The organism is Corallococcus sp. CA041A (assembly GCF_003612075.1).
In the GTDB taxonomy this organism is placed as follows: Bacteria; Myxococcota; Myxococcia; order Myxococcales; family Myxococcaceae; genus Corallococcus; species Corallococcus exiguus.
This window is the reverse complement of sequence record NZ_RAWF01000753.1, coordinates 1-395: the sequence shown is the minus strand read 5'-3', so window position 1 is coordinate 395 and position 395 is coordinate 1. Positions and strand designations below refer to the sequence as shown.

At 65.3% G+C, this 395-nt stretch carries 1 pseudogene; it reads right to left on the bottom strand.

Features of this window, described 5'->3' with window-relative positions:
• Positions 1-348: pseudogene (locus D7V77_RS42950) on the bottom strand (NADH-quinone oxidoreductase subunit L); the annotation flags it as partial.
• Positions 349-395: the final 47 nt, after the last annotated feature.

Sequence of the window (395 nt, the reverse complement as noted above, 5' to 3'; positions counted from 1 at the left end):
GGCAAAAGCCCGGTCGGGGTAGAAGCACAGCAGCTGTTGCAGCGCAATGCCCACCAGAGCCCAGGCGATGGCCAGGACGATCCAGTGGTCTGCCAGCAGCAGCACGTGCACAGCAGCCAGCACACCCGCCAGTGCTGCCATGTAGCGCGGCTGGCCGGGCTCTCCCTCCAGGTACCTCGCAGAAAACGCTGCGATGACGGTGCCCAGCAGTTGCACCAGAACCCCCATGCACAAGCCCATCGGCGATGCCTTGAGCCAGCCAGCGTGGTCCAGCCGGCCGATGCCAGCCATGGCCGCAATCGCCGCCAATACAGAACCTGCCAAGGCGGCACCAGACAGGATCAGCATCCAGCGCCACAACGTGGCAACCGAGACCTTGTGGCACAGTGCCAGCG